13 protein-coding genes are annotated in these 12783 nt (G+C 70.7%); 8 read left to right on the top strand and 5 right to left on the bottom strand.

The window, feature by feature from the left end:
• The first annotated feature begins 85 nt into the window (after positions 1-85).
• From ACWFRJ_RS23120 to ACWFRJ_RS23095, 6 genes are all read left to right on the top strand, one after another.
• Complete coding sequence (locus ACWFRJ_RS23120) at positions 86-907, top strand: MmyB family transcriptional regulator (protein ID WP_453533923.1); 822 nt, start codon at positions 86-88, stop codon at positions 905-907.
• A 105-nt stretch (positions 908-1012) separates the two neighbouring features.
• Entirely contained in the window at positions 1013-2053 is a 1041-nt protein-coding gene (locus ACWFRJ_RS23115) for a 3-oxoacyl-[acyl-carrier-protein] synthase III C-terminal domain-containing protein (protein ID WP_453533920.1), read from the top strand.
• A gap of 88 nt (positions 2054-2141) precedes the next feature.
• Positions 2142-2939: a GNAT family N-acetyltransferase gene (locus tag ACWFRJ_RS23110; RefSeq protein ID WP_453533917.1), complete on the top strand. Its 798-nt coding sequence runs from the start codon at positions 2142-2144 to the stop codon at positions 2937-2939.
• A 124-nt stretch (positions 2940-3063) separates the two neighbouring features.
• Entirely contained in the window at positions 3064-4116 is a 1053-nt protein-coding gene (locus ACWFRJ_RS23105) for an ABC transporter substrate-binding protein (RefSeq protein ID WP_453533914.1), read from the top strand.
• Positions 4113-5111 (top strand): FecCD family ABC transporter permease, encoded by a 999-nt coding sequence (locus ACWFRJ_RS23100; protein WP_453533911.1) that lies wholly within the window; start codon positions 4113-4115, stop codon positions 5109-5111. The genes ACWFRJ_RS23105 and ACWFRJ_RS23100 overlap by 4 nt, the downstream gene beginning before the upstream one ends.
• Positions 5108-6187, top strand: a complete 1080-nt coding sequence (locus tag ACWFRJ_RS23095; protein ID WP_453533908.1) for a FecCD family ABC transporter permease — start codon at positions 5108-5110, stop codon at positions 6185-6187. Before ACWFRJ_RS23100 ends, ACWFRJ_RS23095 begins: the two co-directional genes overlap by 4 nt.
• 15 nt (positions 6188-6202) lie before the next feature.
• Here the strand turns inward: ACWFRJ_RS23095 and ACWFRJ_RS23090 are convergent, their stop codons facing one another.
• From ACWFRJ_RS23090 to ACWFRJ_RS23075, 4 genes are all read right to left on the bottom strand, one after another.
• Positions 6203-6751: an isochorismatase family protein gene (locus ACWFRJ_RS23090; RefSeq protein WP_453533905.1), complete on the bottom strand. Its 549-nt coding sequence runs from the start codon at positions 6749-6751 to the stop codon at positions 6203-6205.
• A gap of 75 nt (positions 6752-6826) precedes the next feature.
• Complete coding sequence (locus tag ACWFRJ_RS23085) at positions 6827-8230, bottom strand: MFS transporter (RefSeq protein WP_453533903.1); 1404 nt, start codon at positions 8228-8230, stop codon at positions 6827-6829.
• On the bottom strand, positions 8227-8691 hold the full coding sequence (locus tag ACWFRJ_RS23080; RefSeq protein WP_453533900.1) for a MarR family winged helix-turn-helix transcriptional regulator: 465 nt from the start codon (positions 8689-8691) through the stop codon (positions 8227-8229). The genes ACWFRJ_RS23085 and ACWFRJ_RS23080 overlap by 4 nt, the downstream gene beginning before the upstream one ends.
• Before the next feature lie 87 nt (positions 8692-8778).
• Entirely contained in the window at positions 8779-10005 is a 1227-nt protein-coding gene (locus tag ACWFRJ_RS23075) for an acyl-CoA dehydrogenase family protein (protein WP_453533897.1), read from the bottom strand.
• Between the two features lie 167 nt (positions 10006-10172).
• On the opposite strand from ACWFRJ_RS23075, the gene ACWFRJ_RS23070 reads away from it, so the two are divergent.
• Positions 10173-10820: a TetR family transcriptional regulator gene (locus tag ACWFRJ_RS23070; RefSeq protein ID WP_453533894.1), complete on the top strand. Its 648-nt coding sequence runs from the start codon at positions 10173-10175 to the stop codon at positions 10818-10820.
• A gap of 10 nt (positions 10821-10830) precedes the next feature.
• Here the strand turns inward: ACWFRJ_RS23070 and def are convergent, their stop codons facing one another.
• On the bottom strand, positions 10831-11370 hold the full coding sequence (gene def / locus ACWFRJ_RS23065) for a peptide deformylase (protein WP_453533891.1): 540 nt from the start codon (positions 11368-11370) through the stop codon (positions 10831-10833).
• 142 nt (positions 11371-11512) lie between these two features.
• On the opposite strand from def, the gene ACWFRJ_RS23060 reads away from it, so the two are divergent.
• Positions 11513-12751, top strand: a complete 1239-nt coding sequence (locus tag ACWFRJ_RS23060; RefSeq protein WP_453533888.1) for a MurT ligase domain-containing protein — start codon at positions 11513-11515, stop codon at positions 12749-12751.
• The last annotated feature ends 32 nt before the right edge of the window (positions 12752-12783 follow it).

Here is a 12783-nt window from a genome sequence, read left to right as displayed (position 1 = left end):
TTCGGGCAATCTTTACTACCAAAGTTGGTGAGAATATTTAGACTGGTGGTGCTCAACTCGGCGTGTACAAGAGGGATTAGCCACCATGAACAAGACGGCGCTCCGCGCTCTGCTCCGCGAACGACGCGCCCTCATTGCCCCCGAATCACACGGCTTCAGCCGCCCCACGGGCCAGGGGCGACGGGCCCGCGGCCTCTCCCAGCATCAGGTCGACCAGCTGTTGCACCGGGCTATTGGGACGTATCACCGCCTGGAGTCGGGGAGTTATCCCAATCCGCCCACGTCGTTGCTGCGGGATGTAGCGAGGCTGTTCGGGCTCAATGAGCAGGAATGGGTGTCGCTGAACCGCTTCGCACTACGTCAGGACCCACCGGGTCCGCTGTACTCGTCATCCGGCAAAGAGATCGCCGGCGTATGGCGGGAGGCCGTAGACGGCATCAGGCACATGGCGTACGTCACCGACGCCTCTTGGGAGCTGCTCGCGTACAACGACGCCTTCGCCACCCTGTTCCTCCCGGGCAGCGTGCCGAGCAACACCATGCGGTGGATGCTGCTCGACCGAATCGGCCGGGAAACACTGACGGACTGGCGCAACTCGTGGGCGCCCATGGTTCTGCCACAGCTGCGCGCCGCCCTCACGGCCCGTCCGGACGACGAGATCCTCCGCCAGATCGAGAAGGAGGTCCTCACCAATCCCGAGATGGCCGCCCTTTACGAGACCGACGGCGCGCTGATCCACCCTGACGGACACGAGCGCCCCTTGAATCACGCCCGCCAAGGGCCGGGCTGGGTGTCGATCTGCGCGGCACAGCCTATGGCGGCGCCCGGTGCGCGGTTGTTCATCCTCATATTCAAGGCAGGCGCCCAGCGCAACCACACGCGTGAGCCGGTGCTTCGAGCCAGCTGACGGCACGTCTACCGCCGCGCACCTCTCGGAGGTTGAGGGGTGCGGATTCGGCCTCGTCAAGTACGTTTAACGGCACCCGCCCGCCCTAGCCCCGTGGGAGCAATCGTGCCTGCCTTCGTCTCAAGCCCCAGAACCGTGTTCGGCTCCCAGAAGATCACCACCGATGAGATCGCCGACGACATACGCTCCCACCATCACGATCACCCACGGCTCACCGCCATCCTGCGCGTCGTGGGCAACTGCGGTGTCCGCACCCGTCATTTCACCCGCCCCCTCGACTCCCCCACCGTCTCCGGCACGGCCGACGTCCATGAACGCACCCAGGCCGCGTTCGACGACGCCGTCACGATGTCCGAGCAGGCCGCCACGGCAGCCCTCGACGCGGCAGGACTGACGGCGGGAGACATCGACGCGATCGTCACCACACACTCCACCGGCTGGGCCGTCCCCAACCTCGACATCCACCTCATCGCCCGGCTGGGCCTGCACCCCACGGTGCGCCGCGTCGCTCTGACGACCGTCGCCTGCGCCGGAGGCGTCCAGAGCCTCGTCCGAGCGTCCGATCTCATCGCCGCCCGTCCGGACAGCAAGGTCCTGGTCGTGGCGGCGGAAGTCCTCTCCACCTCCTACAACCACTCCGCCACCACGATGGAATCGATGATCTACAAAGCGTTGTTCGCGGACGGCGCGGGTGCCGCGATCGTCTCCGGCACTCCGCTGACCTCGGGCCTGGCAATTGAGGACACCTTCGAGTACGTACTTCCCGAAAGCCTCGATCGATACAGAGGCCGACTCGACGCGAGCGGGATGCACTTCGACTCCACCAAGCAGGCCCCGTCCGCGGCTGCCGAAACGTTCCCGCCCTTCATGGACTGGCTCGGGCCGCGGAGCGTCGACTTCGCCGTGATCCACCCCGGCGGCCATCGCATCATCTCGGACGCCGCAGAGGCATTCGGTCTCGACGCCCACGACATTCGCCACTCCGTGGACACACTCACCGATGAGGGCAACATGGGCGCTGCCAGCGTCTTCCGAGTGCTTGAGCGCACGCATGAAGCCCCACCCGCCGATGGCGCGCACGGCGTCGCCGTAGCCTTCGGCCCGGGCTTCGCAACCGCCGGGCTGCGCTGTCGATGGCAAGCGTGACCCTGACTGCTCCCGAGGACGGAACCGAGCCCCACCGGCGGTAATCAATTCGGTTGCCGCGCCCCACCCCCGCTGCTGAAGTACCCGCATGGATCACGCAGAGGTACTGGCGACGTACGACCGGCAGATTCGGCGCGACGCGCGGACGGACAGCCCCGGCGCGCGCGTCGAGCGAGTCGGCGCCGTCGTGCGGCAGTTGGGCGCGGAGCACGACTGGAACGGCGTCCACTGGGCGGACGTCGACGCGGACACGGCGGATGCCGTCATCGCCGAGCAGGTGCGGTACTACACGTCTCTCGGGCGCGAGTTCGAGTGGAAGCTGTACTCCCACGACCGCCCCGCCGACCTCGCCGACCGGCTGCGGGCGGCCGGCTTCGTCCCCGAGCCGCCGGAGACCGTGATGGTGGCCGAGGTCGCCGACCTGTCCACGGAGCCCGAACTGCCCGAGGGGGTGCGCCTGCTCCCGGTGACGGACGCGGCCGGCGTGCAGCTGATGGCGGACGCCCACGAGGTGGCGTTCGGCGATGACGGCTCGGGACTCAGCGAGCGCCTCGCCAAGCGGGTCCTCACCCAGCTGACCGAGACCCCGGACGCCGTCGTCGCGGTGGTCGCGATGGCGGGTGACGTGCCGGTGAGCTCGGCGCGGATGGAGTTCTACCCCGGCACCGACTTCGCCGGCCTCTGGGGAGGCGGCACCGCACCTCAGTGGCGGGGCAAGGGCATCTACCGAGCCCTGATCGCCCACCGCACCCGCATCGCCGCCGACCGCGGCTACCGCTACCTCCAGGTGGACGCCACCGACGACAGCCGCCCGATCCTTCAGCGGCTCGGGTTCGTACCGCTGAGCGTGACGACGCCGTTCGTGTACGAGCCCCCGAAGCAGTAGTCAGGAGTAGCGAGTAGTAGCGGCGATCATCTTCCGAGGTCCGCGCACGCCCGGCGGCCGGTGACTTCACCCTCACGGCTGAGAGATAAGGTAAGCCTCACCTAATCTCTTCGAGGGGATCATTGTGCGTGCGTGGGACGTGAAGGCCGTCGTCGGCCTGTCCGTGATCGGGATGCTGCTGACCGGCTGCTCGTCGGGCGGCGGCAGCGGGGCGGAAGGCAAGGGCGCGGCCGAGGGGTCCCGCAACAAGGTGGCCGGAGCCGCCGAGGGGCCGACCGCGGCCCCCGACGAACTGACCGGCAAAATGGGGTCGAAAGCCACGGACGGGGACTTCCCGCGCACCGTCGGCCACTACGAGGGCAAGACCGAGATCTCCGGGCAGCCGAAGCGGATAGCCGCCCTCAGCACCGGCCAGCTCGACGACCTCCTCACTCTGGGCCTCGTCCCCACTGCCACCACGCGCGCCGACAACGCCGGGCTCGTGCCCGACTATCTGCGCGACGCCTTCCCGCGTGACAAGTCCAAGCTCGCGAAGATGACCGACGCGGGCACCCGCTCCGCACCCAACCTGGAGAGCCTGGAGGCGGCCGAGCCCGACCTGATCCTGGTCAACCAGTCGCTCGCGGACCTCTACCCCAAGCTGTCGAAGATCGCGCCGACGGTCGTCACCAAGGGACAGGGCATCAACTGGAAGCGCGATCTGCTCCTTGTCGGCGCGGCCGTCGGCAAGGGCGAGCAGGCCAAGAGCCTGCTCGACGACATCACCGACGAGGCGGCCACCGAGGGGAAGAAGACCGACGGCTCCGGCACCACCGTGTCCATGGTGCGCTTCACACCCGACAGGACCCGGATGTTCGGGGTCTCCTCCTTCACCGGCTCCATCGCCGTCGACATGGGCGTGGGGCGTCCCAAGTCCCAGACGTTCAGGGCGATTTCCGAGGACATCAGCACCGAGCGCATCGACCTCGCGGACGGCGACTGGATCTTCTACTCGGTCCAGGGCGACCCCAAGAAGACGGACGCCGGAAGCGTGCTCGCCGGGCCGCTGTGGAAGTCCCTGAAGGGGGTCGAGGCCGGACATGCCGTCAAGGTCGACGACGACCCGTGGTATCTCAACGCGGGCCCGACGGCGGCCCGGTTGGTGGTCAAGCAGCTCGCGGCGTCGCTCGGCGCATGAGCTCCCGTACAGCTGGGGCGAGTTGGCTGGCGGTCGCGCTGGGTCTCACCGTCGCTGCCGCCGCCCTCAGCCTCGCCGTCGGCACCCGGTCGGTGCCGCTGTCCACCGTTGTCGACGCGGTGCTGCACCACGCGGACTCACCGGACGCCATCGTGGTGCGGTCATTGCGGATGCCCCGCACCGCTGTGGGCCTCGCCGCGGGCGCCGCGCTCGGTCTTTCCGGGGCCGCGCTCCAGGCCGTCACCCGCAATCCGCTCGCCGACCCGGGCATCCTCGGGCTGAGCCAGGGAGCGGCGGCCGGGGTCGTCCTCGCCATCGCGACCGGCCTGGCGAGCGGGTTCTCCGGGTACGTCTGGTACGCCTTCGGGGGCGCGGTCGTCGCCGCCTGCGTCGTGTACGCCATCGCCGCACGCGGCCGGGGCGGGGCCTCACCGGTCAAGCTCGCGCTCGCCGGGACGGCGTTCTCCGCGATGGTGGCGGGCGCCACCACCGCTCTGCTGACGTCGAGTTCGGCCACCCTCGACCAGTTCCGGTTCTGGCAGGCGGGTTCGCTGGCCGGCCGCGATGCCGGGATCGTCACGCAGATGCTGCCGTTCATGGCCGCCGGGGCACTGCTCGTCCTGGGCTGCGCACGGGGCCTCGACGCGCTCGTCCTCGGTGACGACACCGCGCGGGCCCTCGGCCACAAGGTGCACACCGTACGGATCTGCGCGGCGCTCGGCGCCACCGTCCTGACCGCGGCGGCCGTCGCCGCATCGGGGCCCATCGCCTTCGTCGGCCTGGCCGTCCCGCACCTGGCCCGCCGCATGGTCCGCGGCGGCCACCGCACGGTACTGCCGCTCTCCGCCCTGCTCGGCGCCTGTCTGCTCCTCGCGGCCGACGTGGCGGGGCGGGTGGTGCGGGCGCCCGCGGAGGTACCGGCCGGGGTGATGACCGCGCTGGTCGGGGTGCCCGTACTGATCGTGCTCGTACGGAGAAAGGGAGCGGCTACGTGAAAGGCAACGGTGGCACGGTGACCGCCGCCCGCCCGCCCGCCGCCGGTCAGACGGTCCTGCGCCGCAAACGCGTGTCCCTCCTCCTGCACCGGCGCTCCGCAGCCACGGCCACCGTGCTCCTGGTCCTGCTCGCCGCGGCGATGGCCGTGTCGGCCTGCGCGGGCCAGAACTATGTCGCGCCCGGTGACGTGTGGGACGTCCTGCGCGGCAGGCCGAGCCCGTACACCCTGGTCGTCTCGGAGCTGCGCGTGCCGCGCATCGTGCTCGGGGCCCTGGTCGGCGCCGCGCTCGGGGTCTCCGGCGCGCTGGTGCAGACCGTCACCCGCAACCCGCTCGCCAGCCCCGACGTCCTGGGCGTCGGACACGGCGCCGCGGCGGCGACCGTGCTGCTGCTCGCCACCGGCACGGTGACCTCACCGGGCGCCCTGCCCGCCGTGTCGGTCGCGGGCGGTATGGGGGCGGCGGCGCTGGTGTACGCGGTGGCGTGGCAGCGGCACGGAATGCGGGCGAACCGCTTCGTCCTGACGGGAGTCGGGATCGGCGTCGCCCTGTCCGCGATCGTCCAGCTCTACCTCACGGACAGCGACCAGGCCGCCGCCGAGCAGGTCAAACTGTGGCTCGCGGGCAGCCTCAACGGACGCGGATGGGAACAGACGGGGCCGCTCACCTGGATCCTGGTGTTGTGCCTGCCCGCTCTGCCCTGGGCCGCGCGTGCGCAGCGCTACCTGAGCCTGGACGACGACACCGCGGCGGCCCTCGGAGTACGGGTCAGACCGACCCAGCTCGGCCTGACGGTGCTGGGCGTGATTCTCGCGGCGACCGCGACCGGGGCCGCGGGACCCATCGGTTTCGTCGCGCTCACCGCACCACAGCTGGCCCGCCGACTCACCCGGACCGCCCATCTCCCTCTTGTGTGCGCGGCGTTGACGGGTGCGATCACCGTGGTGGGTGCGGACCTCGCGGCCCGCACCCTGGTGCCGCCCCTCGAGATCCCGGTCGGCGCGCTCACGGCGCTGGTCGGCGGCCCGTACCTACTGTGGCTCCTCGGCAAGGGGGACGGCAACGGCGTGCGGTGAGCACGCCCGGACCGGCTAGAGCAGCTTCGCGATCGCCTCCGCCGTGTCCGTCTCGCCGAGCCTCGGGAAGATCTTCTCGACGCTGTTGCGGTGTGCGTCGGCGTCCATGTCGGTCACGGCGTCGACGGCGACCGTGACGTGGTAGCCGTGCTCGTGTGCCGCGCGGGCCGTCGACTCGACACCGATGCTGGTCGCGATGCCGGCGACCACGACCTGGGTGACGCCTCGGCGGCGCAGCTGGAGGTCGAGGTCGGTGCCGTAGAAGGCGCCCCACTGCTGCTTGGTGACGACGATGTCGCTGTCCTCGCGCCCGAGTTCGGGCACCAGGTCCGCCCAGTCGGCGGGCACATCGCCGCCGCGAGCGGGCCCTTCGGTGCGCCCGGGGGCGCCACCGGTGACGCGGACAAGGACGACGGGCAGGTCACGCTCACGGAAGGCGTCGGCGAGGCGGGCGGAGCGCTCGACGATCTCCGCGGCGGGGTGGGCCGTGGGCAGGGCGGTGATGCCCTTCTGGAGGTCGACGAGGACGAGCGCCGTGGTGGCGTCGAGGGTGGTGGCAGTCATGGCTCGGTTCTCTTTCTTGCGGGGGTCGTACGGGGGTCGTACGTGAGTCGTACGGGGATGGGGCCGGGGAGTTGGTCAGGTGCGGGCGCGCAGGGCCCGGTCGGTGAACGTCAGGGCGACCAGAGCGAGCGCGAGGACGGCGCCGACCGCGCCCATGAGGTGCAGTCCTGCGTCGTCGGCCCGCTGCCCGTAGGCGAGGCCGATCAGTCCTGACGCGGCGATGGCGCCGATGTACTGCGCCGTGCGCTGCAGCCCGGCGGCGGAGCCGATCTCGTCGGCCGGGGCGAAACTCTGCACGGCGGCTTGGTTGCTGGTGCCCATGAGGCCCTGCGGGATGCCGAAGCAGGCACCGGCCAGCAGGAGTACGGCGAGCGGCGTGCTGCCCGAGGTGAAGAAGAGCAGCGCGCTGCCCACGACGAGCAGCACGGAGGCGATGCCCAGCGGGGCGCGGATGCCCTTCGTACGGGCGCCGAGCAGTGAACAGGCAAGGGCGGCAAGGGACATGGGCAGCATGACGAGCCCGGTGTGCAGGGACGAGAGGCCACGGGCCTCTTCCAGCCACTGGGTGAAGCCGTACATCACGCAGTACACGACGAGGTAGCTCAGGCCGTGCCGCAGGTACGTGCGGGCAAGGGCGTGGTTGCGGCCCAGCATGCGCAGGTCGATGAAGGGGTGCGGGTGGCGCAGCTGCCACCAGGTCAGGACGGTGGAGAGCACCGCCACGGGGGCGAGCAGCCACCACAGGGGGTGCGCCAGGTCGAGCAGGAAGACGACGAGACAGGTCAGCGCGCCGGTGAAGAGCAGGGTGCCGAGCGGGTCGAGGCCGCCCGCCACGGTCTTGCCCGGCCGCTCCCCGCGCGGCGGGTCCTTGGGGATCCAGCGGAACGCCGCACCGTACGCGAGGAGCGCGACGGGGACGTTGACGGCGAAGATGCCGCGCCATCCGGCGGTCGCGACGAGGAGTCCGCCGAGCGTCGGTCCGATCGCCGCGCTGCCGAGCGCGGCGAAGGAGAGCCTGCCGAGGACGGTGCGCGGGGTCGTCCTGCCGAGCCTGCGTGACTCGTCGCGCAGGACGGCCATGGCGGCGGGGTAGGCCGCGGAGGTGCCTATGCCGAGGAGCAGCCGGGAGACGAGCAGCCAGCCGAAGCCCGGTGCGAGCGTGCCGACGAGTCCGGAGGCGACGACGACCACGAGTCCGCCGAGGAAGACCCGGCGCGGCCCGATGCTGTCGGCGAGTTTGCCGAGCACGGGCTGGGAGACGGCGCTCGCGAGGTAGAGGACGGACACGAGCCAGGCGGTGTCGGCGGCGCCGACACCGAAGTCGTGCCCGATCGCCACCAGGGCGGTGGAGATCATCGTGGTGTTGAGCGGGTTGAGCAGCGAGCCGAGGAGCAGGGGTGCGGTGAGCCGCGCCCCGAAGGCGGGACGCTCGACCGTCCCCGCCGCCGGGCGGGCCGGGGCGTCCGGCTTCGTCCTCACTTCTGCGCCAACCGCTCCAACAGCACGATGGCGTCGGCCAGTTGGCGGCGCTCGGCCGGGTCGAGTCCGTCGGCCAGGGCCGTCGAGAGCCAGTCGTGCTTGGCGGCCCGCATCTCGGTGAGGGTGCGATGCCCCTGATCGGTCACGGAGACGACGGACTGCCGCCCGTCGTCGGGATCGGGGGCGCGCTCGACGAAGCCCATCTCCTCGAGGGCGCCCACGGTCAGCCGCATGGACTGCGGCCGGACGAGCTCCTCGCGGGCCAGGACCGCGGTGGTGGCGGGGCCCCCGCGATCCAGGCGGGCGAGCACGGAACGCTGCGTGGGACTGAGTCCGGTCTCTGCTGTCACGCCGCGCAGGCGCCGTACGAGGCGCCGGACGACGTTCGACAGATCGGCGGCGATCTGCTCGGGAGCCGAGTCGTCGGATTCATCGGATTCGCCGGAGTGAGGTGCGCTCATGTGCGCCACCGTACGAGATAGGCAGGCAACCTTGCAAGGTTGCCTGCCTATCTCCTCTGTGTACGCACTACGGAGAGTGCATGCGCACTAGCGGATCGGCATCCCCGACAGCGTGCGCGCGATCACCAGACGCTGGATCTCGCTCGTACCCTCGAAGATCGTGTAGATCGCGGCGTCACGGTGCATGCGCTCCACCGGGTACTCACGCGTGAAGCCGTTGCCGCCGAGGATCTGCACCGCCTGCGCGGTGACCTTCTTGGCGACCTCACTCGCGTACAGCTTCGACATCGAGCCCTCGGCCGACTCGAACTTCTTGCCCGTGCTCGCCATCCACGAAGCGCGCCAGACGAGCAGACGGGCTGCGTCGATCTGTGTACGCATGTCGGCGAGCTGGAAGGCGATGCCCTGGTTGTCGATGATCGGGCGACCGAACTGCGTACGCGTCTTGGCGTATTCGAGGGCCTCTTCGTACGCGGCGCGGGCCGTGCCCACGGCCATGGCGCCGACGGCCGGGCGGGACGCCTCGAAGGTGGCCATCGCGGCGTTCTTCACGCGCTCGCCGCCGGTCTTGGCGCGCTCCCTGGCGCGGGCGAGGCGCTCGTCCAGCTTCTCCTTGCCGCCGAGCAGGCAGTGACCGGGTATGCGGACGTCCTCAAGGACGACCTCGGCGGTGTGCGAGGCGCGGATGCCGTGCTTCTTGAACTTCTGGCCCTGGGAGAGGCCGGGGGTGTTCGGCGGGACGATGAAGGAGGCGTGGCCCTTGGAGCCGAGGTCGGCGTCGACGACCGCGACGACGACGTGGACGTTGGCGATGCCGCCGTTGGTCGCCCAGGTCTTGGTGCCGTTCAGGACCCACTCGTCCTTGGCCTCGTCGTAGACGGCGCGGGTGCGCATCGCCGCCACGTCGGAGCCCGCGTCGGGCTCGGAGGAGCAGAAGGCGGCGAGCTTGACGTCGTTCACGTCGCCGTACATCTGCGGGATCCAGGTGCCGATCTGCTCCTCGGTGCCGTTGGCGAGGACGCCGACGGCGGCCAGGCCCGTGCCCATGATGGACAGGCCGATGCCCGCGTCACCCCAGAAGATCTCCTCGGTCGCCATCACGATGCCGAGGCCCGTGGGGTCGAAGAACTGCTGGGCGTAGAAGTCGAGGGAGTAGATTCCCAGCTTCGAGGCCTCCTGGATGATCGGCCAGGGGGTCTCCTCACGCTCGTCCCACTCGGCGGCCGCGGGGCGGATCACATCAGCGGCGAACCCGTGGAGCCAGTCCCTGACCTCCTTCTGTTCGTCGTTGAGCTCCATGGTGAACTCGGCCATGACCCCTCCAGGACCTGCGGTGAAGACATACGTTACTTGCGGTAACTGGAGTCTGTTACCGGCCGGTAGCCGATGTCAACTCCCGGCCGCCCGTTCGATGGGCGCCGAGCGCGGGGTGTTACGTTGCGCATGCGTAACGCAATCGCATGGGCGGGGAGAGAATCGCTATGGAGACCACCACAGAGCAGACCGATCAGCAACGGTCTGCGGAGCGCCGGCGGCGCGAGTTGCTGGAGGCCGCCGACCGGGTGGTGCTGCGTGACGGGCCCGGCGCCTCGATGAACGCCATCGCCGCCGAGGCCGGCATCACCAAGCCGATCCTGTACCGGCACTTCGGTGACAAGGGCGGCCTTTACGCCGCGCTCGCCAAACGGCACACCGACGCGCTCCTCGGCTCGCTGCGCGCCGCCCTCGACGCCCCGGCCGAGCGCAGGGAGCGGGTCGAGCAGACGCTCGACACCTACCTCGCGGCGATCGAGGCACGGCCGCAGGTCTACCGCTTCCTGATGCACCCCTCGGACGCCGCGAGCCCCGGCGAGCAGGGCTTCGACGTGGGCCTGCACTCCGCCCCCGTCCTTCGGCGCATGGGCGAGGAGCTCGCTCAGGTCATCGAGGAGCGGGTCGACCTCGGCCCCGGCAGCGCCCAGCTCGCACGCGTGTGGGGGCACGGCATCGTCGGCATGATGCACGCGGCCGGTGACTGGTGGCTCGGCGAACGGCCCTGCCCCCGCGCGGAGTTGGTGAGCAGCCTGGCCGACCTGCTGTGGGGACGGCTCGCCGCGGCGGGCAACCGCATCGGCGGCCCCGGGTTCTGAAGCGTCTCGATCAGCTGCTCCAGGGCGCCTTGGCGGCGGCCCGCAGAACCTTGCGCCGCCGCCAGCCCGTGACGTGATCGGTGTAGACGCCGCCCTCCAAGTGGTCGCACTCGTGCTGCAGGCAGCGCGCGAACCAGCCGGTCCCGTGTACCCGCACCGGCTCACCACGCAGGTCGACGCCCTCCACCACCGCGTGGTCGAAGCGCGGCGTACCCGCCTCGAGGCCCGGCAGCGAGAGGCACCCCTCGGGACCGCGCACGCTGATGCCGTCCGCCTCCACGAGGCGCGGGTTCACCACGTGCCCGAGATGACGCACCTCGTCGTCGTCCGGGCAGTCGTACACGAAGACCCGTTGATTCACGCCGATCTGATTGGCGGCGAGACCAACGCCCTGGGCGGCGTACATCGTGGCGTACATGTCCTCGATGAGCCGCGCCAGTTCGGGGCCGAAGTCGGTGACCTGCTCGCACTGCTTGTGCAGCACGGGGTCGCCGAGCAGAGTCAGGGGTCGTGCGCGCCCTGAGGCGCCCGGGATCGAGCCGTGTCGCATGGCCGCAAGGGTACGGTCCTTGGAAAGCCCCGGGGTCGGGGTGGTGCCGCGGTTCGGGCTTGTGAGTGGATCTCGATAGGCTGAGGTTCATCGCGTTGCCGGGGGCAGGCGCGGCGCCGTACGCAAGGAGGATCCAGAACTGATGGCAGGCAACACGGACCCGCTGTCGCCGCGGGCCAAGCTGGCCGTGACGGCGGGCAAGGCGGCCGCGGCGGTGTCGCGCGCGGCGGGCCGCGGCAGCGGATCGGTGATCGGCGGCCGCGTTTCACTCAAGCTCGACCCCGACCTGCTCGGGCGTCTCGCCACGCACCTCGATGTGGTGCTCGTCTCCGCCACGAACGGCAAGACGACCACGACCCGGCTGCTCGCGGAGGCGCTGCGCGCCAGCGGGCCCGTGGTGTCGAACGCCCTGGGCGCGAACATGCCGGCCGGGATCACCTCGGCCCTCGCGGGCGGCTCGGACGCCAGGTACGGCGTGATCGAGGTCGACGAGAAGTACCTCGCCGGTGTCGCCCGTGACGTGACGCCGAAGGCGATCGCGCTGCTCAACCTCTCGCGCGACCAGCTGGACCGCGCAGGCGAGACCCGCATGATGGCGGAGGCCTGGCGTGAGGGCCTGGCCGGCTCCAAGGCGGTCGTGATCGCGAACGCGGACGACCCGCTGGTCGTCTGGGCCGCGTCGTCGTCGCCGAACGTGGTGTGGGTGGCCGCGGGCCAGGAGTGGAAGGACGACGCCTGGTCGTGCCCCTCCTGCGGCGGTGTGATGCAGCGCCCCGGCGACGACTGGTTCTGCGGCGAGTGCGGCTTCCGCCGCCCCGCGCCCAGCTGGGTGCTCTCCGGCGACCACGTCCTTGACCCGCACGGCTCGGCCTGGCCGATCCATCTGCAGCTGCCGGGCCGGGCGAACAAGGCGAACGCGACCACGTCGGCCGCCGTCGCCGCCGTCTTCGGAGTGCCGCCGCAGGTCGCCCTGGAGCGGATGTACCAGGTGCAGGCGGTCGCAGGACGCTATGACGTCGTGCAGTTCCAGGGCCGTGATCTGCGTCTGCTGCTCGCGAAGAACCCGGCGGGCTGGCTCGAAACGTTTTCGCTGATCGACCCGCCGCCCACCCCGGTGGTGCTCTCCGTGAACGCCCGTGGCGCCGACGGCACCGACACCTCCTGGCTGTGGGACGTCGACTACACCCGCCTTGCCGGACACCCGATCTTCGTGCTCGGCGACCGCAAGCTGGACCTCGCCGTGCGTCTGGAGGTCGCGGGCCTGGACTTCCGTGTCTGCGAGTCCCTCGACGAGGCCGTGCAGCTCGCGCCGCCCGGACGGATCGAGACGATCGCGAACTACACCGCGTTCCAGGACCTGCGCCGCCGCGTCGGCAACTGACCCCACCGGACCCTCTAGACCCTCGTAGGGAC

The organism is Streptomyces sp. NPDC055239 (assembly GCF_053606205.1).
The sequence above is the reverse complement of the archived record's forward strand: the minus strand, read 5'-3'. Positions and strand labels throughout refer to the sequence as shown.